At 35.2% G+C, this 17,676-nt stretch carries 32 protein-coding genes; all 32 read right to left on the bottom strand.

Going from position 1 to position 17,676, the window contains the following annotated elements; translation table 11 throughout:
- Positions 1-179: 179 nt before the first annotated feature.
- The 32 genes from rplQ to rpsL all read right to left on the bottom strand — a co-directional run bounded on the left by rplQ (position 180) and on the right by rpsL (position 17,583).
- On the bottom strand, positions 180-671 hold the full coding sequence (rplQ, locus tag OZP09_RS09145) for a 50S ribosomal protein L17 (RefSeq protein WP_269237518.1): 492 nt from the start codon (positions 669-671) through the stop codon (positions 180-182).
- 36 nt (positions 672-707) lie between these two features.
- The gene (locus OZP09_RS09150; protein ID WP_008464329.1) at positions 708-1,700 is read right to left on the bottom strand and encodes a DNA-directed RNA polymerase subunit alpha; all 993 of its coding nucleotides are present in this window, start codon (positions 1,698-1,700) and stop codon (positions 708-710) included.
- A 21-nt stretch (positions 1,701-1,721) separates the two neighbouring features.
- Entirely contained in the window at positions 1,722-2,327 is a 606-nt protein-coding gene (gene rpsD, locus OZP09_RS09155) for a 30S ribosomal protein S4 (RefSeq protein WP_110305597.1), read from the bottom strand.
- Between the two features lie 90 nt (positions 2,328-2,417).
- Positions 2,418-2,801 carry a 30S ribosomal protein S11 gene (gene rpsK / locus OZP09_RS09160; RefSeq protein ID WP_007803677.1) on the bottom strand — a complete coding sequence of 128 codons (384 nt, stop codon included), beginning with the start codon at positions 2,799-2,801 and terminating at the stop codon, positions 2,418-2,420.
- Positions 2,802-2,809: 8 nt separating this feature from the next.
- A complete protein-coding gene (gene rpsM, locus OZP09_RS09165; protein WP_012022478.1) occupies positions 2,810-3,184 on the bottom strand; it encodes a 30S ribosomal protein S13 in 375 nt (124 codons plus the stop codon).
- A 2-nt stretch (positions 3,185-3,186) separates the two neighbouring features.
- A complete protein-coding gene (gene ykgO / locus OZP09_RS09170) occupies positions 3,187-3,303 on the bottom strand; it encodes a type B 50S ribosomal protein L36 (protein WP_002987490.1) in 117 nt (38 codons plus the stop codon).
- A gap of 12 nt (positions 3,304-3,315) precedes the next feature.
- Positions 3,316-3,531 (bottom strand): translation initiation factor IF-1, encoded by a 216-nt coding sequence (gene infA / locus OZP09_RS09175; protein WP_007136545.1) that lies wholly within the window; start codon positions 3,529-3,531, stop codon positions 3,316-3,318.
- Positions 3,532-3,538: 7 nt separating this feature from the next.
- Positions 3,539-4,885: a preprotein translocase subunit SecY gene (gene secY, locus OZP09_RS09180; RefSeq protein ID WP_223680106.1), complete on the bottom strand. Its 1,347-nt coding sequence runs from the start codon at positions 4,883-4,885 to the stop codon at positions 3,539-3,541.
- A 12-nt stretch (positions 4,886-4,897) separates the two neighbouring features.
- Positions 4,898-5,350, bottom strand: a complete 453-nt coding sequence (gene rplO / locus OZP09_RS09185; RefSeq protein ID WP_026982954.1) for a 50S ribosomal protein L15 — start codon at positions 5,348-5,350, stop codon at positions 4,898-4,900.
- Positions 5,351-5,361: 11 nt separating this feature from the next.
- Entirely contained in the window at positions 5,362-5,544 is a 183-nt protein-coding gene (gene rpmD / locus OZP09_RS09190; protein WP_017495010.1) for a 50S ribosomal protein L30, read from the bottom strand.
- Between the two features lie 12 nt (positions 5,545-5,556).
- Positions 5,557-6,081, bottom strand: coding sequence for a 30S ribosomal protein S5 (rpsE, locus tag OZP09_RS09195; protein ID WP_157486071.1), 525 nt, complete (start codon positions 6,079-6,081; stop codon positions 5,557-5,559).
- Between the two features lie 3 nt (positions 6,082-6,084).
- Positions 6,085-6,435 (bottom strand): 50S ribosomal protein L18, encoded by a 351-nt coding sequence (gene rplR, locus OZP09_RS09200; RefSeq protein WP_269237519.1) that lies wholly within the window; start codon positions 6,433-6,435, stop codon positions 6,085-6,087.
- An 11-nt stretch (positions 6,436-6,446) separates the two neighbouring features.
- Entirely contained in the window at positions 6,447-6,989 is a 543-nt protein-coding gene (gene rplF / locus OZP09_RS09205) for a 50S ribosomal protein L6 (RefSeq protein ID WP_031456036.1), read from the bottom strand.
- A gap of 18 nt (positions 6,990-7,007) precedes the next feature.
- The gene (rpsH, locus tag OZP09_RS09210; RefSeq protein WP_017495014.1) at positions 7,008-7,406 is read right to left on the bottom strand and encodes a 30S ribosomal protein S8; all 399 of its coding nucleotides are present in this window, start codon (positions 7,404-7,406) and stop codon (positions 7,008-7,010) included.
- A 104-nt stretch (positions 7,407-7,510) separates the two neighbouring features.
- Complete coding sequence (gene rpsN / locus OZP09_RS09215; protein ID WP_223680110.1) at positions 7,511-7,780, bottom strand: 30S ribosomal protein S14; 270 nt, start codon at positions 7,778-7,780, stop codon at positions 7,511-7,513.
- Positions 7,781-7,783: 3 nt separating this feature from the next.
- Positions 7,784-8,335, bottom strand: coding sequence for a 50S ribosomal protein L5 (rplE, locus tag OZP09_RS09220; RefSeq protein WP_007803652.1), 552 nt, complete (start codon positions 8,333-8,335; stop codon positions 7,784-7,786).
- A 2-nt stretch (positions 8,336-8,337) separates the two neighbouring features.
- A complete protein-coding gene (rplX, locus tag OZP09_RS09225; RefSeq protein WP_007803650.1) occupies positions 8,338-8,652 on the bottom strand; it encodes a 50S ribosomal protein L24 in 315 nt (104 codons plus the stop codon).
- Positions 8,653-8,663: 11 nt separating this feature from the next.
- Complete coding sequence (gene rplN / locus OZP09_RS09230; RefSeq protein WP_007803649.1) at positions 8,664-9,032, bottom strand: 50S ribosomal protein L14; 369 nt, start codon at positions 9,030-9,032, stop codon at positions 8,664-8,666.
- A 2-nt stretch (positions 9,033-9,034) separates the two neighbouring features.
- Positions 9,035-9,295, bottom strand: a complete 261-nt coding sequence (gene rpsQ, locus OZP09_RS09235; protein WP_007803646.1) for a 30S ribosomal protein S17 — start codon at positions 9,293-9,295, stop codon at positions 9,035-9,037.
- A gap of 17 nt (positions 9,296-9,312) precedes the next feature.
- Positions 9,313-9,504 (bottom strand): 50S ribosomal protein L29, encoded by a 192-nt coding sequence (gene rpmC / locus OZP09_RS09240; RefSeq protein WP_008464297.1) that lies wholly within the window; start codon positions 9,502-9,504, stop codon positions 9,313-9,315.
- Between the two features lie 12 nt (positions 9,505-9,516).
- Positions 9,517-9,942: a 50S ribosomal protein L16 gene (rplP, locus tag OZP09_RS09245; protein WP_017495016.1), complete on the bottom strand. Its 426-nt coding sequence runs from the start codon at positions 9,940-9,942 to the stop codon at positions 9,517-9,519.
- Positions 9,943-9,961: 19 nt separating this feature from the next.
- Positions 9,962-10,723: a 30S ribosomal protein S3 gene (rpsC, locus tag OZP09_RS09250; protein WP_007803635.1), complete on the bottom strand. Its 762-nt coding sequence runs from the start codon at positions 10,721-10,723 to the stop codon at positions 9,962-9,964.
- 5 nt (positions 10,724-10,728) lie between these two features.
- The gene (gene rplV / locus OZP09_RS09255; RefSeq protein WP_007803631.1) at positions 10,729-11,142 is read right to left on the bottom strand and encodes a 50S ribosomal protein L22; all 414 of its coding nucleotides are present in this window, start codon (positions 11,140-11,142) and stop codon (positions 10,729-10,731) included.
- A 6-nt stretch (positions 11,143-11,148) separates the two neighbouring features.
- A complete protein-coding gene (gene rpsS, locus OZP09_RS09260; RefSeq protein ID WP_012022488.1) occupies positions 11,149-11,427 on the bottom strand; it encodes a 30S ribosomal protein S19 in 279 nt (92 codons plus the stop codon).
- A gap of 6 nt (positions 11,428-11,433) precedes the next feature.
- Positions 11,434-12,258, bottom strand: coding sequence for a 50S ribosomal protein L2 (rplB, locus tag OZP09_RS09265; protein ID WP_008464287.1), 825 nt, complete (start codon positions 12,256-12,258; stop codon positions 11,434-11,436).
- A gap of 9 nt (positions 12,259-12,267) precedes the next feature.
- Complete coding sequence (rplW, locus tag OZP09_RS09270) at positions 12,268-12,558, bottom strand: 50S ribosomal protein L23 (protein ID WP_012022489.1); 291 nt, start codon at positions 12,556-12,558, stop codon at positions 12,268-12,270.
- Positions 12,559-12,565: 7 nt separating this feature from the next.
- The gene (rplD, locus tag OZP09_RS09275; RefSeq protein WP_163393987.1) at positions 12,566-13,195 is read right to left on the bottom strand and encodes a 50S ribosomal protein L4; all 630 of its coding nucleotides are present in this window, start codon (positions 13,193-13,195) and stop codon (positions 12,566-12,568) included.
- Positions 13,195-13,812 (bottom strand): 50S ribosomal protein L3, encoded by a 618-nt coding sequence (rplC, locus tag OZP09_RS09280; RefSeq protein WP_057124294.1) that lies wholly within the window; start codon positions 13,810-13,812, stop codon positions 13,195-13,197. Before rplC ends, rplD begins: the two co-directional genes overlap by 1 nt.
- Before the next feature lie 403 nt (positions 13,813-14,215).
- Positions 14,216-14,521 (bottom strand): 30S ribosomal protein S10, encoded by a 306-nt coding sequence (rpsJ, locus tag OZP09_RS09285; RefSeq protein WP_007803605.1) that lies wholly within the window; start codon positions 14,519-14,521, stop codon positions 14,216-14,218.
- A 10-nt stretch (positions 14,522-14,531) separates the two neighbouring features.
- A complete protein-coding gene (gene fusA, locus OZP09_RS09290; protein ID WP_113676540.1) occupies positions 14,532-16,688 on the bottom strand; it encodes an elongation factor G in 2,157 nt (718 codons plus the stop codon).
- A 10-nt stretch (positions 16,689-16,698) separates the two neighbouring features.
- The gene (rpsG, locus tag OZP09_RS09295) at positions 16,699-17,175 is read right to left on the bottom strand and encodes a 30S ribosomal protein S7 (RefSeq protein ID WP_026727879.1); all 477 of its coding nucleotides are present in this window, start codon (positions 17,173-17,175) and stop codon (positions 16,699-16,701) included.
- Positions 17,176-17,199: 24 nt separating this feature from the next.
- Positions 17,200-17,583, bottom strand: coding sequence for a 30S ribosomal protein S12 (rpsL, locus tag OZP09_RS09300; RefSeq protein ID WP_007136570.1), 384 nt, complete (start codon positions 17,581-17,583; stop codon positions 17,200-17,202).
- Positions 17,584-17,676: the final 93 nt, after the last annotated feature.

Below are 17,676 nucleotides of genomic sequence, written 5' to 3' on the forward strand. Positions count from 1 at the left end.
ATATTTTGCAAATTTACTTTTTTAAAAGACCGCTGACAAGATTTTTTAAAAATTTCATTCATAAAAATAAAACCCAGTCATTTAAAAAAGTTAAATTTTGTTCTTAAAAAAAATCAAAAAAAAAGGATAAACTAAAAATTAGCTTATCCTTGATTTCTATAGAATCATTATTTTCATAATTATTCAGAAGCTTCAGTAGTCGTTTCTGATTCAGCAGCTGGAGCTTCCGGAGTTGCCTCATCAGCTTTTTTAGCTTTACCACCACGACGGCTTTTTGCTTTTTTAACTTCTTTTTTACCACCGTTGTAAAGTTCATTGAAATCTACAAGTTCGATCATCGCCATATCAGCGTTATCTCCTAAACGATTTCCAACTTTAATGATACGAGTGTATCCACCTGGACGGTCACCAACTTTAGCAGCCACATCTCTGAACAAGTCAGTTACAGCATATTTACTACGTAGGTAAGCAAAAACAATACGACGGTTGTGAGTCGTATCTTCTTTTGATTTTGTGATTAAAGGCTCAACGAATTGTTTAAGCGCTTTAGCTTTTGCAACAGTAGTGTTAATACGTTTGTGCTCAATAAGAGAACAAGCCATATTAGCCAACATAGCTTTTCTATGTCCAGTCTGTCTGCTTAAGTGATTGAATTTTTTTCCGTGTCTCATTGCTATTTTAAATTTAATCCCGCAAGCGGGATTGAATTATTCTTTATCTAATTTGTATTTAGCTAAGTCCATTCCGAAAGTTAAATTTTTAACTGCAACAAGTTCATCAAGTTCAGTTAAAGATTTTTTACCAAAATTACGGAATTTCATTAGGTCATTTTTATTGAACGATACTAAATCACCAAGTGTATCAACTTCAGCCGCTTTCAAGCAATTTAATGCTCTCACAGATAAATCCATATCAACAAGCTTAGTTTTAAGCAATTGTCTCATATGCAATGACTCTTCATCATACGATTCTGTTTGTGCAATTTCGTCAGCCTCAAGTGTAATTCTTTCATCAGAAAACAACATAAAATGGTGAATTAAAACTTTAGCAGCTTCAGTAAGAGCATCTTTTGGATTGATTGATCCATCAGTTTTGATTTCAAAAACTAATTTTTCGTAATCTGTTTTTTGCTCTACACGGAAATTTTCGATTGCATATTTTACATTTTTTACCGGAGTAAAAATAGAATCTGTAAAAATTGTTCCAATTGCAGCATTCTGTTTTTTGTTCTCTTCAGCAGGAACGTATCCTCTACCTTTTTCGATTGTTAAATCGAAGTTCAATTTGATTTTAGAATCTAAATTACAGATAACAAGGTCTGGGTTCAGAACTTGGAAACCTGAGATAAATTTTTGAAAATCACCTGCTGTCAATTGGTCTTTACCAGAAACAGAAATAGTAACTGATTCATTATCGATATCTTCAATCTGACGTTTGAAACGTACTTGTTTAAGATTAAGGATAATTTCTGTAACGTCCTCAACAACACCTGAAATAGTAGAAAACTCATGATCTACACCTTCGATACGAACAGATGTAATTGCATAACCTTCTAACGCTGAAAGCAAAACTCTTCTAAGTGCATTACCAACTGTCAATCCATAACCAGGTTCTAAAGGTCTAAATTCGAATTTACCTTCAAAATCGGTTGAATCGATCATGATAACTTTATCGGGCTTTTGAAAATTAAATATTGCCATAAATTTCGACTAAGTCAATTATTATTTGTTGTACAACTCTACGATTAATTGTTCTTTAATGTTTTCTGGAATTTGAAGTCTCGCAGGTACAGAAACGAAAGTTCCCTCTTTAAGTTCATTGTTCCAGGTAATCCATTCATAAACATGACTTGAATTTGATAAAGAACGTTCGATAGCTTCTAATGATTTAGATTTTTCACGAACTGCAACTTTATCACCAGGCTTAAGGTGGTAAGAAGGAATATTTACAACTTCACCATTAACAGTAATGTGTCTGTGAGAAACTAATTGTCTTGCACCTCTACGAGATGGAGCAATTCCCATTCTAAAAACAACATTATCTAATCTTGCTTCACATAATTGTAAAAGAACTTCACCAGTAACCCCTTTAGTAGCTGATGCTTTTTTAAATAAACCTCTGAATTGTTTTTCTAAAATTCCATAAGAATATTTAGCTTTTTGCTTTTCCATTAACTGAACAGCATACTCAGATTTTTTACCTCTTTTTTTAGCCATCCCGTGTTGTCCAGGTGGGTAATTTCTTTTTTCGAAAGATTTATCATCTCCGAAAATTGCTTCGCCAAATTTACGAGCAATTCTAGTTTTAGGACCAGTATATCTTGCCATTTCTAAAAATTAATTTAAGGTAGAGATTATGAATTCAGGTCATATCCTTCGATAATCGTTATTCTACCTTGTTATACTTAAATAATATTATTAAACTCTACGTCTTTTTGGAGGACGACATCCGTTGTGAGGCATTGGAGTAACATCGATAATCTCAGTAACTTCAATTCCACCGTTATGAATAGAACGAATAGCAGACTCACGTCCGTTTCCTGGTCCTTTTACATAAACCTTAACTTTTTTCAGTCCAGCCTCTAGAGCTACTTTACTACAATCTTCTGCTGCCATTTGAGCTGCATACGGAGTATTCTTTTTAGAACCTCTGAATCCCATTTTACCAGCTGAAGACCAAGAAATAACTTCGCCTTTCTTATTTGTCAAAGAAATAATAATATTGTTGAAAGTGGCAGAAATATGAGCCTCACCCGTTGATTCAACGATAACTTTACGTTTTTTTGCAGTTGCTTTAGCCATATTACTTATTATTTAGTTGCTTTTTTCTTGTTAGCAACAGTTTTTCTTTTACCTTTTCTTGTTCTAGAGTTATTTTTAGTTCTTTGTCCTCTTAATGGAAGACCAGATCTGTGACGGATACCTCTATAACAACCAATATCCATTAAACGTTTGATGTTTAAAGAAACTTCAGAACGCAATTCTCCTTCAATCTTGTAAAACGAAACTGCATCACGAATTGCTCCGATCTCGTCATCATTCCAATCTTGAACTTTTTTATCCTGGCTAACCTGAGCTTTTTCTAAAATCTCAATAGCTCTACTTTTTCCTAATCCGAAAATATAGGTAAGTGCAATAACACCTCTTTTGTTTTTTGGGATATCTACCCCTGCTATTCTTGCCATAATTATCCTTGTCTTTGTTTAAATCTAGGATTCTTTTTGTTTATTACGTACAGTCTCCCTTTTCTACGCACGATAATGCACTCGGCACTTCTCTTTTTTACTGATGCTCTAACTTTCATAGTAATTATCCTTTAATATCGATAAGTAATTCTTGCTTTTGACAAATCATAAGGACTCATTTCCAGTTTCACTTTATCACCAGGTAATAATTTGATGTAATGCATACGCATTTTACCAGAAATATGAGCAATTACAATATGTCCATTTTCTAACTCTACACGGAACATCGCATTTGATAATGCTTCAATGATTGATCCGTCTTGTTCTATTGCTGATTGTTTTGCCATAAATATATTAAGCTACTGCTTTTCTATTTTTACCAGTCTTCATTAAACCATCATAATGCTTGTTTAACAAGTATGAATTGATTTGCTGAATAGTATCTATTGCAACACCAACCATAATTATTAAAGAGGTACCTCCAAAAAACATTGCCCAAGATTGTTGTACATCCATAACACTTACAACAATAGCCGGGAACACAGCAATTAGAGCAAGAAATAAAGATCCTGGGAAAGTTATTAAAGACATCACTTTATCAAGAAAGTCTGAAGTTTCAGCACCTGGCCTTACACCCGGAATAAAACCACCACTTCTTTTTAAATCATCGGCCATTTTGTTAGTAGGTACTGTGATTGCAGTATAGAAGAATGTGAATACAATAATTAAAGTTGCAAAAACAAAATTATACCAAAACCCAAACATATTACTAAATGTTCCAACAATAGATTGTGATGTATCTGATTTAGACAATCCGGCTACAGCAGCAGGAATAAACATAATTGCCTGAGCAAAAATGATTGGCATAACCCCAGAAGCATTAAGCTTAAGCGGAATCCATTGCCTGTTACCACCAGCCAAATCCTGTTCATAATCCCCAGTTGTTGTACGACGAGCATATTGAACCGGAATTCTACGTACTGCCATTGTTAATAACACACAAGAAATGATGACCAATAACCAAACTATAATTTCAATAACTAATAACATTGGACCTCCATTGTTGTTAGTAACTCTGGTTGTGAATTCTTGTATAAAAGCTTGCGGTAAACGAGCTAAGATACCAACCATAATCAATAATGAAATTCCATTTCCAATCCCTTTATCTGTAATTTTTTCCCCAAGCCACATAGCAAAAATAGTGCCTGTAACCAAGATAATAACAGAAGAAAACAAAAACTCAGGTGAGTTAAACCCTAACAAAAATGCATTGCCAGGCAGTGTTCTGTATAAATTATAGATATAAGTTGGACCTTGAACCAAAGTAATAGCAATAGTTAACCAACGGGTAATTTGATTAATCTTTTTTCTACCGCTTTCCCCATCATTTTGAAGTTTTTGCAAATATGGAATCGCAATTCCCATTAACTGAACAACAATAGAAGCAGAAATGTAAGGCATAATTCCTAAAGCAAAAACTGAAGCTTTAGAGAAAGCACCTCCGGTGAACATGTCTAAGATAGATCCTAAACCATTTTTAGTTTGTCCCGCTAAACCAGTTAGTTGAGTTGCATCAATTCCCGGAAGCGTAACATGTGCTCCAAAACGATATACCAAAAGCAATCCTAATGTAATTAAGATTCTGTTTTTAAGTTCTTCGATTTTCCAAACATTACTTATTGATTCAATAAATTTCTTCATACAATAGAAAAATTATATTGTTACAGCCTCTCCACCAGCAGCTTCTATAGCAGCTTTAGCAGTAGCAGTAAATTTGTGAGCAGTTACTTTTAATTTTGCTTTCAATTCTCCTCTACCTAAAATCTTAACGATTTCGTTTTTGGTAGCCAAACGGTTTGCAACAAAGTCTGTCATAGAAACAGAATCCGTAATCACACCATTATCTACTAGCAATTGAAGTGTATCTAAATTAACACCTTCGTATTCTTTACGATTGATGTTTGTGAAACCAAACTTAGGCACACGTCTTTGAAGTGGCATTTGCCCTCCTTCAAAACCAATCTTTTTAGAATAACCAGAACGAGATTTTGCTCCTTTGTGACCTCTTGCTGCAGTGCCACCTTTACCAGAACCCTCTCCTCTACCTAATCTTTTATTTTGATTGTGTGTTGACCCTTCAGCTGGTTGTAAGTTACTTAAATTCATAACAGTATTTGTTATTTAGCTTCTTCAACAGAAACTAAGTGTTTAACTTTGTTTATCATCCCAAGGATAGCAGGATTTGAATCATGCTCTACAACTTGTCCCATTTTACGTAGACCCAAAGCTTCCAAACCTCTCTTTTGAGAAAGAGGACAGTTGATTTTGCTTCTTACTTGTTTTACTAATAATTTAGCCATAATTTCCTTGAATTAACCTTTAAAAACTTTTTCTAAAGAAACACCTCTCTGTCTTGCAACAGTATGAGCACTTCTCATTTGCAATAAAGCATCAAAAGTTGCTTTAACTACGTTATGTGGGTTTGATGATCCCTGAGATTTAGATAATACATCGTGAATACCTACTGATTCAAGAACCGAACGAACAGCTCCACCAGCAATAACTCCTGTACCATGAGAAGCAGGAATTAAAAACACACGTGCACCACCAAATTTTCCTTTTTGTTCGTGAGGAACAGATTGACCATTTAAAGGAATTTTTACTAAATTTTTCTTAGCATCTTCTACTGCTTTCGCAATTGCTTCAGAAACGTCTTTAGATTTTCCTAATCCATGACCAACTACTCCGTTTTCATCACCTACAACTACAATAGCAGAAAAACCGAAAGCTCTACCTCCTTTTGTAACCTTAGTAACACGATTAACACTAACTAGACGATCTTTAAGTTCAAGACCACTAGGTTTTACCAATTCTACATTTTTGTATTTAGACATAATATATTAGAATTTAAGTCCAGCGGCTCTTGCGCCTTCTGCTAATGATTTAATACGACCGTGATATAAATAACCACCTCTGTCAAAAGTGATGGTATCAATCCCGGATTTTAACGCTTTTTCAGCAACTAGTTTTCCAACTGCAGCCGCTACTTCAACGTTAGTACCTTTTCCTATTTCTTTTTCTCTTGAAGATGCAGCTAATAAAGTAACTCCATTTACATCATCAATAAGTTGAGCGTAAATTTCCTTATTACTTCTAAATACAGATAATCTAGGATTAGTAGCTGTACCACTAATCGATTTTCTAATTCTGAATCTAATTCTCTGTCTTCTATCAGATTTTGTTAATGACATAATCTTATTTTTTAAGCTGATTTACCTGCTTTTCTTCTTAATACTTCACCCACAAATTTAACACCTTTTCCTTTGTATGGTTCAGGCTTACGGAAACCTCTGATTTTCGCAGCAACCTGTCCTAAAAGTTGTTTATCAAATGATGTTAATTTTACGATAGGGTTTTTTCCTTTTTCAGATATTGTTTCTACTACTACTTCAGGAGCAACTTCCAAAACAATATTGTGAGAATATCCAAGAGCTAAATCTAACTTTTGACCTTGATTCGAAGCTCTGTAACCAACTCCAACTAATTCAAGTTCTTTTGTAAAACCTTCAGATACTCCAACAATCATGTTACTGATTAATGATCTGTACAATCCGTGTTTTGCTCTTTGGTCTTTATGATCAGACGATCTTTCAACTAATGCTTGATCGCCTTCAACTGTTACAGTTACGTCCGAAAACTCCTGAGTCAGTTGACCTTTTTTTCCTTTTACTGTAATAATACCGTCTTTAACTTCTACAGTTACGCCAGCAGGGATTACAATTGGGCTTTTACCTATTCTTGACATCTTATTTAGTCTTTAAAATTAGTATACGTAACAAATTACTTCACCACCTACATTTAATTGTTTCGCTTGTTTTCCAGTCATAAGACCTTTTGAAGTTGAAACAATTGCAATTCCTAATCCGTTAAGGATTCTTGGTAATTTGGCAGCACCTGCGTATTTACGTAAACCAGGTTTACTAATTCTTTGGATATCTTTAATTACAGGCTCTTTAGTATCTTTATCATACTTCAAAGCAATTTTGATTGAACCCTGAACAGAGTTGTCTTCAAATTTGTAACTTAAGATATAACCTTGATCAAATAAGATCTTAGTTATTTCTTTTTTTAGATTAGAAGCTGGAATTTCAACAACTTTGTGGTTTGCAGCCACAGCGTTACGAACTCTAGTCAAATAATCTGCAATAGGATCTGTATACATATGTATTTGATTGCGATTATGGTTTTCGGGAGACACCCGTCTCCCGAACCTTTAATCAATTAAAATTATTTTTTGGTTTGCAAAAGTAATAACTTATTGCGAGATTACCAAGACGCTTTTTTAACTCCAGGAATTAAGCCATTATTAGCCATTTCACGGAAAGTTACACGAGAAATACCAAATTGACGAATATAACCTCTTGGTCTGCCTGTTAATTTACAACGATTGTGCAAACGAACTGGTGAAGCATTTTTAGGTAATTTCTGTAAAGCTTCAAAATCTCCAGCTTCTTTCAAAGCTTTTCTTTTCTCAGCGTACTTAGCTACCGTTTTCTCTCTTTTCACCTCACGGGCTTTCATTGATTCTTTAGCCATGTCTTAATTCTTTTTAAAAGGTAAACCTAATTCAGCCAATAATGACTTTGCTTCTTTGTCAGTTTTTGCAGTAGTAACAAAAGTGATATCCATTCCTGAAATTTTGTTTACTTTATCAATATCAATTTCAGGGAAAATGATTTGCTCCAAAACTCCAAGATTGTAATTACCTCTTCCGTCGAAACCAGTAGCTTTAATACCACTAAAATCTCTAACACGTGGTAAAGCAGAAGTAACAAGTCTGTCTAAAAACTCATACATCCTTTCTCCACGCAAAGTAACTTTTGCTCCAATAGGCATCCCTTTTCTCAATTTGAATGACGCAACGTCTTTCTTTGAAATTGTAGATACTGCTTTTTGTCCAGTGATCTTAGTTAACTCATCAACTGCATAGTCAATAAGTTTTTTATCAGATACAGCTGCACCAACTCCACGGCTCAAAACGATTTTTTCAAGTTTAGGAACTTGCATTACGTTTGTATATCCGAACTCTTCTTTAAGAGCAGAGATTACTCTACTCTTATATTCTTCTTTTAGTCTAGGTGTATATGCCATTACTATAGTACTTGATTAGATTTTTTTGAAAATCTTACTTTCTTATCTCCTTCTACTCTAATACCTACTCTAGTTGTTTCCTTAGTTTTAGGATCAATTAGAGAAATGTTAGAAATTTGAATAGAAGCCTCTTTCTTAACGATACCACCTTGAGGGTTTTTAGCACTTGGTTTTGTATGTTTCGAAACCATGTTTACACCTTCAACTATCGCTTTATTTTTCTCACGGTAAACACGCAAAACTTTACCTTCAGCACCTTTATGGTCTCCAGCAATAACTCTTACGATATCTCCTGATTTAATTTTTAGCTTTATCATCTTAAAACGAATTAAAGCACTTCTGGTGCTAATGATACAATTTTCATGAATTGTTTTTCACGAAGTTCTCTTGCTACCGGACCAAAAACACGAGTTCCTCTCATTTCCCCTGCAGCATTCAAAAGAACACATGCATTATCATCGAAACGGATATAAGAACCATCAGCTCTTCTCACTTCTTTTTTGGTACGTACAACAACTGCAGTTGAAACAGCTCCTTTTTTAACATTACCGTTAGGAGTTGCATCTTTAATAGATACTACAATCTTGTCACCAACAGAGGCATACCTTCTTTTGGTACCTCCTAAAACACGGATAGTTAAAACTTCTTTTGCACCCGTATTATCTGCTACTTTTAGTCTTGATTCTTGTTGTACCATAATTATTTAGCTCTTTCTAAGATTTCAACTAATCTCCAACATTTTGTTTTACTTAAAGGACGCGTTTCGCTAATTCTTACAGTATCTCCAATGTTACAGTCGTTTGTTTCGTCGTGTGCAACATATTTCTTAGTTTTCAACACGAACTTACCGTATAATGGGTGTTTTACTTTTCTTACTTCTGCAATAACAATAGACTTGTCCATTTTATTTGAAGTAACAACACCAATTCTTTCTTTTCTTAAATTTCTTTTTTCTTCCATCTTTCAGCAGAATACAATTATTGTAACTCTCTTTTAGTTAACTCAGTAGCTAATCTAGCAACCGTTCTTCTTACACTTCTGATTTGAAGTGGGTTTGCAATTGGAGAAATAGCGTGAGCCATTTTTAGGTCAGCATATACTTTCTTAGTTTGACTAAGCTTTTCTTGCAACTCCGCTGCAGAAAGATCTTTTATTTCTGATTGTTTCATAATAAATATAAATTATGCTTCGAAATCTCTAGCAACGACGAATTTAGTTTTTACTGGAAGTTTCTGAGCTGCAAGACGTAAAGCCTCTTTTGCAACTGATAATGGAACTCCTCCAACTTCAAACATAATTCTTCCTGGTTTAACAACAGCAGCCCAATACTCAACTGCTCCTTTACCTTTACCCATACGTACTTCAAGAGGCTTCTTAGTGATAGGTTTGTCTGGAAATATTTTAATCCATAATTGTCCCTCTCTCTTCATATAACGAGTTGCAGCAATACGCGCAGCTTCTATTTGACGAGAAGTTAAGAACATTCCATCTTCATGTACAGATTTAATACCAAACATTCCATTAGAAAGTTCATGTCCTCTTTGAGAGTTACCTTTCATCTTACCTTTTTGTACCTTACGGTATTTTGTTCTTTTAGGCTGTAACATTTTTCTTTAGTTTAAAAATTTACTTTCTTTTACGAGCGTCTGGTTTACCACCTTTATTAAAGGGTTTTCTGTCTCCTCTTGGAGAATCACCACCTTTACCACCACCAGTTCCAGATTGTTTTTTATCCATTCCTGCAAGTGGAGAAAGATCTCTCTTTCCATAAACTTCACCTTTCATGATCCATACTTTGATACCCATTCTACCGTAAGTAGTATGAGCTTCAGCCAAAGCATAGTCAATATCAGCTCTGAAAGTTGATAGAGGAATTCTACCTTCTTTGAAACCTTCTGAACGCGCCATCTCAGCACCATTCAAACGACCAGAAATCAAAACTTTGATACCTTCAGCGTTCATACGCATAGAAGCAGCAATAGCCATTTTGATTGCACGTCTGTAAGAAATACGGCTTTCGATTTGACGAGCGATGCTTGTCGCCACAAGATAAGCATCTAATTCAGGTCTTTTAATTTCAAAGATGTTAATTTGAACCTCTTTATCAGTAACTTTCTTAAGTTCCTCTTTTAACTTGTCTACCTCTTGTCCACCTTTTCCGATAATGATACCAGGTCTGGCAGTAGTGATAGTAACGGTTACAAGCTTTAAAGTTCTCTCGATGATTACTTTAGATACACTAGCTTTTGATAAACGAGCGTGGATATACTTTCTGATTTTGTGATCTTCGGCAAGTTTATCACCGTAATCATTTCCACCATACCAGTTTGAGTCCCATCCTCTGATGATACCAAGTCTATTTCCAATTGGATTTGTCTTTTGTCCCATGCTGCTTAAGAATTGCTTTGTGTGTTATTGATAGCTCCAAGCACGATTGTAACGTGATTAGAACGTTTTCTTATTCTGTGTGCACGACCTTGAGGAGCTGGACGAAGTCTTTTTAACATCATTCCACCATCTACTCTGATCTCTTTAACAAATAATCCAGCTTCTTCTAAATTACCTTCACTATTTTTTTGCTCCCAGTTGTTGATTGCAGATAATAATAGTTTTTCTAATTTTCTTGAAGCTTCTTTAGAACTGAATCTTAAAATGTTAAGTGCTCTTTCTACCTTCTGACCTCTTACCAAGTCCGCTACTAAGCGCATTTTTCTAGGTGAAGTAGGGCAGTTATTCAATTTTGCGAAAGCAATAGACTTATTAGCCTCTTTTCTCGCATCTGCTGTTTCTCTTTTACGAACTCCCATTGCTTCTTATTTTTTACCTTTATTTTTTGCTCCAGCATGACCTCTAAAAGATCTAGTTGGTGAAAACTCTCCTAATTTGTGACCTACCATGTTTTCTGTTACGTAAACTGGTACAAATTGACGACCGTTATGAACTGCAATAGTTTGTCCAACGAAATCCGGAGTAATCATAGAAGCTCTAGACCAAGTCTTAACTACACTATTTTTACCACTTTCTACGTTTTCCTGAACTTTTTTGTCTAATTTATAATGAACGAAAGGTCCTTTTTTTAATGAACGTGCCATATCTTATTATTTCTTTCTACGTTCTACGATATACTTGTTACTCGGGTTTTTCTTAGAACGAGTTCTGTAACCTTTAGCTGGCAATCCGTTTCTTGAACGTGGATGCCCACCAGATGAACGTCCTTCACCACCTCCCATAGGGTGATCAACAGGGTTCATTGCTACTGGTCTAGTTCTAGGTCTTCTTCCTAACCATCTTGTTCTACCTGCTTTTCCAGATACAACTAATTGGTGATCAGAATTAGAAACAGCTCCAATTGTAGCCGAACAAGTCAACAAGATTAATCTTGTCTCCCCAGATGGCATTTTAATTGTTGCGTATTTCCCGTCTCTTGCCATTAACTGAGCAAAAGTTCCAGCTGAACGAGCGATAACAGCTCCTTGCCCTGGACGTAACTCAATACAAGATATAACAGTTCCAAGAGGAATTCTGCTTAAAGGTAATGTATTACCAATCTCTGGTTGAGATTCTGGACCAGAAACTAATTTCTGACCAACTTTCAATCCGTTCTGAGCGATAATATAAGTTTTCTCTCCATCAGCATAAGCCAATAAAGCAATAAATGCAGTACGATTTGGATCGTATTCGATTGATTTCACAGTAGCCGGAATTCCGTCTTTAGTTCTTTTGAAATCAATAATACGATATCTCTGCTTGTGACCACCACCCGTATAACGCATGGTCATCTTTCCTTGACTATTTCTACCTCCAGAGTTTTTTATCGGCGCTATCAAAGAGCGTTCCGGCTTATCAGTTGTAATGGCGTCATAACCATTCACAACTCTAAATCGCTGACCTGGGGTAATAGGTTTTAATTTTCTTACTGACATTTTTCTATCTTAGATATTGTTGTAAAAATCAATTGTTTCTCCTTCTTGTACTTGAACAATCGCTTTTTTAATTGCATTTGTCTTTCCACTGATTAAACCACTTTTAGTATATTTAGTAGATCTGTCCGGTCTCACATTCATTGTGTTAACTGAAACAATAGTTACACCATAAGCAGCTTCTACAGCTTTCTTAATTTGCACTTTGTTTGCTTTCTTGTCAACAACGAATCCGAAGCGGTTTAGAACTTCACTTTCTTTGGTTACTTTTTCCGTTACTATAGGTCTGATAATGATGCTCATATTCCTATTATTTACTTAAATTTTCTTCAATTAACTCTAAAGAACCTTCCAAAAGCACTAAATTATTAGCGTTTAATATTGCGTAAGTGCTTAATTCAGAGCTAGTTACGACGTTTGAAGCCTTCAAATTACGTGACGACAAATATACATTTTTATTTGACTCACCCAATACAAATAGAGATTTTTTATTTTCTAACCCTAAAGCTTTCAAAACGTTAATGAAATTTTTAGTGTTTGGTACATCAAAATTAAAGTCTTCAAGAACGATAACATTTGACTCTTTTGCTTTGATTGAGAAAGCAGATTTTCTTGCCAATCTTTTCAATCCTTTATTCAATTTAAATGAATAACTTCTTGGTCTTGGCCCAAAAACTGTTCCCCCACCTTTAAACAAAGGGTTCTTAACACTTCCTGCACGAGCAGTACCTGTTCCCTTTTGTTTTTTAATCTTACGCGTACTACCAGTTACTTCAGCTCTTTCTTTAGCTTTATGAGTACCTTGTCTTTGATTAGCAAGATATTGCTTAACATCAAGATATACTGCGTGATTGTTTGGTTCAATTGCGAATACTGAATCAGAAAGTTGAACTTTTCTTCCAGTATCTTTTCCGTTGAAATCTAATACTTTTACTTCCATTACTTCTGAATGATTACGTAAGAGTTTTTGTGTCCAGGAATACACCCTTTAACAACAAGTAAGTTCTTTTCAGCAACTACTTTTAAAACTCTAAGGTTTTGTACTTTTACATTATCTCCACCCATTCTTCCAGCCATACGCATTCCTTTGAATACTCTAGATGGATAAGAAGAAGCTCCTACAGAACCTGGCGCTCTTAAACGGTTGTGCTGACCATGAGTAGCTTGTCCAACCCCACCAAAACCGTGACGTTTAACAACACCCTGAAAACCTTTACCTTTAGATACACCTTGTACATCTACAAATTCTCCTTCTTCAAAAATAGAAACATCAATAAGATCTCCTAATTTTTGTTCAGTTGCGAAATCTTGGAATTCAACGACTTTTTTCTTAGCAACAGTTCCAGCTTTTTTAAAGTGCCCTAAAGCAGCTTTAGTAGAATGTTTCTCGTTTTTGTCATCGAAACCAAGTTGCAACGCTTCATACCCGTCAACACCTTTGGTTCTGACTTGGGTAACAACACACGGCCCAGCCTCGATTACTGTACAAGGAATGTTTTTCCCGTTTTCATCGAAAATACTAGTCATGCCGATTTTTTTACCAATTAACCCAGACATAAATATTAATTATTAATTACTAAAATTCCCTTCAATTTGAAAATAACAGAAATTTCCAAACAGGGAGTGCAAAAGTAGATATTAAAATTGAATATACCAAACAGTTACAGAAATTAAATCGCTCATAATCAAAATCCAAGCTCAAATCTAAACTCAAAAACCCACTTGCACATCCTAAATCTTAAATCATTTTTTCCACATTACAAACAACCGACGCACAACAATTAATTAACAAACAGTAATAAAAAACATCCGCAGCACTTTAAAACAAAGGGGGTTAGAAAAATTTTCAGAAAAGAATATTAAAAAAAACATTCAAAATCAAACAAAGAATCATTAAATAAAAAACAAAAAAAAAGCGAGTCATTTCTGACTCACTTTTATATAAAAAAATATAAAAAAATTATACTTTTATCTCTACTTCAACACCACTTGGCAATTCAAGTTTCATTAAAGCATCAATAGTTTTAGATGAAGATGAATAAATATCAATCAATCTCTTGTATGACATTACTTCAAATTGCTCTCTCGCTTTTTTATTAACGTGCGGAGAACGCAATACAGTGAAAAGTTTTTTGTGAGTTGGCAACGGAATTGGACCTGTCACAACTGCTCCAGTAGTTTTTACTGTTTTTACGATCTTTTCAGCAGATTTATCTACCAACATGTGATCGTAAGATTTTAGTTTTATTCTGATTTTTTGACTCATTTTCTTAAAATTAAGCGTTACCTTTTGCTTTTTTGATTACCTCTTCTGAAATATTAGAAGGTGTTTCTGCATAGTGAGAAAACTCCATTGTTGAAGTTGCTCTACCAGAAGATAATGTTCTTAATGTAGTTACATAACCAAACATTTCTGATAAAGGCACATCAGCTTTAATAGTTTTAGCACCATTTCTATCACCCATGTCATTAACCTGACCTCTACGACGGTTCAAGTCACCTACGATATCACCCATGTTTTCTTCAGGAGTAATAACTTCGATTTTCATGATTGGCTCAAGAATAACAGCTCCAGCAGCACGTCCAGATTCTTTATAACCCATTCTAGCAGCTAATTCAAAAGAAAGAGCATCAGAATCCACAGGGTGGAAAGATCCGTCTAATAAAGTCACCTTTAAACTATCAACAGCATATCCAGCTAATGGACCTGTTTTCATAGCCTCACGGAAACCTTTTTCAACAGCAGGGATATATTCTTTAGGAACGTTACCACCTTTTACTTCATTAACAAACTGCAATCCAACAGGAACTTTACCATCAACTTCATCAGCAGGCTCGATTCTAAATACGATATCACCGAATTTACCACGACCTCCAGATTGTTTTTTATAAGTTTCTCTGTGTTGAGCAGATCTTGTAAACGCTTCTTTATATTCTACTTGAGGCTCACCTTGGTTCACTTCAACTTTAAATTCACGTTTCATACGGTCAACTAAGATATCTAAGTGAAGCTCACCCATACCTGAAATAATAGTCTGACCTGAAGCCTCATCTGTTCTAACTGTAAATGTTGGATCCTCTTCAGCTAATTTAGCTAAAGCCATACCCATCTTATCAACGTCAGCTTTAGTTTTTGGCTCGATAGCGATACCAATTACCGGCTCTGGGAATTTCATAGACTCCAAGATAATTGGATTCTTTTCATCACATAGAGTATCTCCAGTTTTAATATCTTTAAATCCTACAGCAGCTCCAATATCTCCAGCCTCAATATATTCGATTGGATTTTGTTTATTAGCATGCATTTGGTAAATACGAGAAATTCTCTCTTTATTACCAGAACGAGTATTTAAAACATAAGAACCAGCATCTAAACGTCCAGAGTAAGCACGGAAGAAAGCTAAACGACCTACGAATGGGTCAGTAGCAATTTTAAATGCTAAAGCAGCAAACGGCTCTTTTACATCTGGCTTACGCAAGATTTTAGTTTGATCTTCTTCTAATAATTCAGCATCGTCAGGGTGAATACCTTCAATACCTTCTTTATCCAACGGAGATGGTAAATACTTACAAACAGCATCTAACATAAATTGAACTCCTTTGTTTTTGAAAGAAGAACCAGCAAGCATAGGAATGATTGCCATATCAATAGTAGCAGCTCTTAACGCATTGTTGATTTCTTCCTCAGTAATAGAGTTTTCATCTTCCATGTATTTATCCAAAAGATTCTCATCATAAGTAGCGATCTCTTCGATAAGGATAGAACGATAGTGCTTAACATCATCAACCATGTCAGCTGGGATATCAACGATATCAAAAGTAGCTCCTTGAGTTTCATCATGCCATACAATAGCCTGATTTTTCACTAAGTCAACAATACCTTTAAAATCTGCTTCATCACCAATAGGCAAAGTAATTGCAACCGCATTCGATTTCAACATATCTTTAACCTGTCCGCATACAGCTAAAAAGTTAGCACCTTGACGGTCCATTTTGTTTACGAATCCCATACGAGGAACTCTATATTGATCTGCAAGTCTCCAGTTAGTTTCTGATTGAGGCTCAACACCATCAACAGCACTAAACAAGAAAACCAAACCATCAAGTACACGTAAAGAACGGTTTACCTCTACAGTAAAATCAACGTGTCCAGGAGTATCAATAATATTAAAGTGGTAAGGCAATGATTCCGGAAGAACTTTACCTTGCTCTGTTGGAAAATTCCAAGTACAAGTTGTAGCAGCAGAAGTAATTGTAATACCTCTTTCCTGCTCTTGCGCCATCCAGTCCATTGTTGCTGCACCATCGTGTACCTCACCAATTTTGTGTGATTTTCCAGTATAAAAAAGAATACGCTCAGTTGTAGTTGTTTTACCAGCATCAATGTGAGCAGCAATCCCGATATTTCTTGTATATTTTAAATCTCTAGCCATTTCTTACGAATTAAAATCTAAAGTGAGAGAATGCTTTATTAGCCTCTGCCATTTTGTGAGTATCCATTCTTTTCTTAACCGCAGCACCTTCTTCTTTAGCCGCAGCTAAACATTCTGATGCTAAACGTTGTGCCATAGATTTTTCATTTCTTCTTCTTGAATAAAGTATTAACCACTTCATTGCCATAGAAATTTTTCTGTCTGGACGAATCTGCATTGGAATTTGGAATGTAGCTCCACCAACTCTACGGCTACGTACTTCTACGTGAGGCATAACGTTTGTTAAAGCATCTTTCCAGATTTCTAATGAAGTTTTCTCATCATTTTGTTTTTTAGTTTCGATGATATCAATAGCATCATAAAAAACTTTAAAAGCCGTTGACTTCTTACCGTCCCACATTAAGTTGTTTACAAAACGTGTTACCAATTGATCATTAAATCTTGGATCTGGTAAAAGTGGTCTTTTCTTTGCCGCTCTTTTTCTCATGTCTTTTTCTTAAAAGTTTTTAAATTACTTTTTTGCTTCTTTTGGGCGTTTAGCACCGTACTTAGATCTTCTTTGCGTTCTTCCTGCAACACCTGACGTATCAAGCGCTCCACGAACGATGTGATATCTAACACCTGGTAAATCTTTTACCCTTCCACCTCGCACTAATACTATCGAGTGCTCTTGCAGATTATGTCCTTCTCCAGGGATGTAAGCATTCACCTCATTACCATTTGTCAAACGTACACGCGCAACTTTACGCATTGCAGAGTTTGGTTTTTTTGGTGTAGTAGTGTAAACACGCGTACAAACCCCTCTTCTTTGAGGACAAGAATCTAAAGCAACCGATTTACTCTTCTTAGTGATCTGAGTTCTTCCTGTTCTTACTAATTGTTGAATTGTTGGCATAATTAATACTAAAAATTAATATGATATTAAATTCCCGCTTTTTACGGGGTTGCAAATGTATAAAATAAATTCCACTATACAAACGTTAAATCA

Origin of the sequence: Flavobacterium flavigenum, assembly GCF_027111255.2 — a bacterium.
Taxonomy (GTDB): domain Bacteria; phylum Bacteroidota; class Bacteroidia; order Flavobacteriales; family Flavobacteriaceae; genus Flavobacterium; species Flavobacterium flavigenum.

What these genes read in the sequence shown, in the direction of transcription:
- rplB (WP_008464287.1), bottom strand. Translation starts at nt 12,258, where the DNA reads ATGTCAGTAAGAAAATTAAAACCTATTACCCCAGGTCAGCGATTTAGA.
- rpsC (WP_007803635.1), bottom strand. Translation starts at nt 10,723, where the DNA reads ATGGGACAAAAGACAAATCCAATTGGAAATAGACTTGGTATCATCAGA.
- rplD (WP_163393987.1), bottom strand. Translation starts at nt 13,195, where the DNA reads ATGGAAGTAAAAGTATTAGATTTCAACGGAAAAGATACTGGAAGAAAA.
- rpsJ (WP_007803605.1), bottom strand. Translation starts at nt 14,521, where the DNA reads ATGAGTCAAAAAATCAGAATAAAACTAAAATCTTACGATCACATGTTG.
- rpsG (WP_026727879.1), bottom strand. Translation starts at nt 17,175, where the DNA reads ATGAGAAAAAGAGCGGCAAAGAAAAGACCACTTTTACCAGATCCAAGA.
- rplN (WP_007803649.1), bottom strand. Translation starts at nt 9,032, where the DNA reads ATGGTACAACAAGAATCAAGACTAAAAGTAGCAGATAATACGGGTGCA.
- rplR (WP_269237519.1), bottom strand. Translation starts at nt 6,435, where the DNA reads ATGTCATTAACAAAATCTGATAGAAGACAGAGAATTAGATTCAGAATT.
- rplC (WP_057124294.1), bottom strand. Translation starts at nt 13,812, where the DNA reads ATGTCTGGGTTAATTGGTAAAAAAATCGGCATGACTAGTATTTTCGAT.
- rpsK (WP_007803677.1), bottom strand. Translation starts at nt 2,801, where the DNA reads ATGGCTAAAGCAACTGCAAAAAAACGTAAAGTTATCGTTGAATCAACG.
- rpmC (WP_008464297.1), bottom strand. Translation starts at nt 9,504, where the DNA reads ATGAAACAATCAGAAATAAAAGATCTTTCTGCAGCGGAGTTGCAAGAA.
- rpsS (WP_012022488.1), bottom strand. Translation starts at nt 11,427, where the DNA reads ATGGCACGTTCATTAAAAAAAGGACCTTTCGTTCATTATAAATTAGAC.
- rpsQ (WP_007803646.1), bottom strand. Translation starts at nt 9,295, where the DNA reads ATGGAAGAAAAAAGAAATTTAAGAAAAGAAAGAATTGGTGTTGTTACT.
- rpsM (WP_012022478.1), bottom strand. Translation starts at nt 3,184, where the DNA reads ATGGCAAGAATAGCAGGGGTAGATATCCCAAAAAACAAAAGAGGTGTT.
- rpsD (WP_110305597.1), bottom strand. Translation starts at nt 2,327, where the DNA reads ATGGCAAGATATACTGGTCCTAAAACTAGAATTGCTCGTAAATTTGGC.
- secY (WP_223680106.1), bottom strand. Translation starts at nt 4,885, where the DNA reads ATGAAGAAATTTATTGAATCAATAAGTAATGTTTGGAAAATCGAAGAA.
- rpsL (WP_007136570.1), bottom strand. Translation starts at nt 17,583, where the DNA reads ATGCCAACAATTCAACAATTAGTAAGAACAGGAAGAACTCAGATCACT.
- rpmD (WP_017495010.1), bottom strand. Translation starts at nt 5,544, where the DNA reads ATGGCTAAATTATTAGTAAAACAAGTAAGAAGCAAAATCAACTGTCCT.
- rpsN (WP_223680110.1), bottom strand. Translation starts at nt 7,780, where the DNA reads ATGGCTAAAGAATCAATGAAAGCCCGTGAGGTGAAAAGAGAGAAAACG.
- infA (WP_007136545.1), bottom strand. Translation starts at nt 3,531, where the DNA reads ATGGCAAAACAATCAGCAATAGAACAAGACGGATCAATCATTGAAGCA.
- rpsH (WP_017495014.1), bottom strand. Translation starts at nt 7,406, where the DNA reads ATGTATACAGATCCTATTGCAGATTATTTGACTAGAGTTCGTAACGCT.
- rplX (WP_007803650.1), bottom strand. Translation starts at nt 8,652, where the DNA reads ATGATAAAGCTAAAAATTAAATCAGGAGATATCGTAAGAGTTATTGCT.
- rplF (WP_031456036.1), bottom strand. Translation starts at nt 6,989, where the DNA reads ATGTCAAGAATAGGTAAAAGCCCAATTGTAATCCCTGCTGGCGTAACT.
- rplP (WP_017495016.1), bottom strand. Translation starts at nt 9,942, where the DNA reads ATGTTACAGCCTAAAAGAACAAAATACCGTAAGGTACAAAAAGGTAAG.
- rplE (WP_007803652.1), bottom strand. Translation starts at nt 8,335, where the DNA reads ATGGCATATACACCTAGACTAAAAGAAGAATATAAGAGTAGAGTAATC.
- rplO (WP_026982954.1), bottom strand. Translation starts at nt 5,350, where the DNA reads ATGAATTTAAGTAACTTACAACCAGCTGAAGGGTCAACACACAATCAA.
- rplV (WP_007803631.1), bottom strand. Translation starts at nt 11,142, where the DNA reads ATGGGAGTTCGTAAAAGAGAAACAGCAGATGCGAGAAAAGAGGCTAAT.
- OZP09_RS09150 (WP_008464329.1), bottom strand. Translation starts at nt 1,700, where the DNA reads ATGGCAATATTTAATTTTCAAAAGCCCGATAAAGTTATCATGATCGAT.
- rplW (WP_012022489.1), bottom strand. Translation starts at nt 12,558, where the DNA reads ATGAGCATCATTATCAGACCTATAGTAACGGAAAAAGTAACCAAAGAA.
- ykgO (WP_002987490.1), bottom strand. Translation starts at nt 3,303, where the DNA reads ATGAAAGTTAGAGCATCAGTAAAAAAGAGAAGTGCCGAGTGCATTATC.
- rplQ (WP_269237518.1), bottom strand. Translation starts at nt 671, where the DNA reads ATGAGACACGGAAAAAAATTCAATCACTTAAGCAGACAGACTGGACAT.
- fusA (WP_113676540.1), bottom strand. Translation starts at nt 16,688, where the DNA reads ATGGCTAGAGATTTAAAATATACAAGAAATATCGGGATTGCTGCTCAC.